The sequence below is a fragment of the Mycobacterium sp. E2699 genome (assembly GCF_001666745.1).
Taxonomy (GTDB): Bacteria; Actinomycetota; Actinomycetes; order Mycobacteriales; family Mycobacteriaceae; genus Mycobacterium.
On sequence record NZ_LZJH01000021.1, the window covers coordinates 1 to 1316 of the forward strand.

A 1316-nucleotide genomic window follows, 5' to 3' on the forward strand; every position below is an offset into this window, starting at 1 on the left:
GGCGACATCGACATCCTGATCACCGACAAGACCGGCACGCTGACGGAGGGCCGCATCCGCCTGGTCGGCGCGGTCGATCCGGCCGGTGCGCCGGCCGAGCCGGTCCGGCGGCTCGGGTTGCTGGCCACCGACGTCGACCCGGAATCCGGTGTGGTGAGCGCCAATCCGCTCGACGCCGCGCTGTGGGACTCCCCGCAGCCACAGCAACTGGTGGGCGGCGCGGTGCGCCGCGTCGCGCTGCTGCCGTTCGACCACGAGCGGCGCGCGACGTCGGTGTTGGTCGACGACGACGGCAACCGCCTCCTCGTCGTCAAGGGCGCCCCCGAACAGGTCCTGGACCGGTGCGACGGGACGCCGGCGGCCGCGGATGCGACCCTGGCGGACTTGTTCGCCGCCGGACGGCGGGTGGTCGCCGTCGCCACCCGCCCGGCCGCCGAGCTGACGGAGCTCACCGCCGACGACGAACACGACCTCACGCTGGCCGGCTTTCTGGTCTTCGCCGACGAACCCAAACCCGCGGCGCGCCAGTCGCTGGCACAGCTGGCCGAACTGGGCATCGAGCTCAAGATCGCCACCGGCGACAATCCGCGGGTCGCCGAAAAGGTCTGCAATGACCTGGGTTTGGCGTCCAAGGGCACTCTCACCGGCGCCGAGCTGGAACCCCTCGACGACGACGGGTTCGTCGACGCCGCGCAAAACCACACCATCTTCGCCCGCATCTCCCCCGACCAAAAGGCACGGCTGATCACCGCGGCACGCCGCACCGGAAGATCGGTGGGGTTTCTCGGCGACGGGGTCAACGACGCGCTGGCATTGCACGCCGCCGATGTGGGCATCTCCGTCAACAGCGCCACCGACGTGGCCAAGGACGCGGCCGACGTGGTCTTGCTGGAAAAGGACCTGGGGGTGCTGGCCACCGGGGTGGCCACGGGCAGAAGGATTTTCGCCAATACCATCAAGTACGTGTTCATGGGCACATCGAGCAATTTCGGCAACACCTTCAGCGCCGCCGCCGCGTCGGCGTTCTTGCCGTTTCTGCCGATGCTGCCCAGCCAGATCCTGCTGGGCAACCTGCTCTACGATGCCTCGCAGTTGGCGATCCCCACCGACCGCGTCGATGAGGAGCAACGCGATGCGCCGGCGCACTGGAACGTCGCCTTCATCCGCAGGTTCATGCTGACGTTCGGGCCCATCAACTCGCTGTTCGACTTCTTGACCTTCGGATTCATGCTCGGCATCCTGCACGCCGGCGAGGTGGCGTTTCACACCGGGTGGTTCCTGGAAAACCTTCTCACCCAGACGTTTATCGTTTTCGC

General features: G+C 67.8%; 1 protein-coding gene. It reads left to right on the forward strand.

Annotated features, from left to right (window positions below):
• Nucleotides 1-1316 (forward strand): HAD-IC family P-type ATPase (locus tag A5696_RS29015; RefSeq protein ID WP_156738209.1); only part of this gene is annotated, 1316 nt, incomplete at both ends.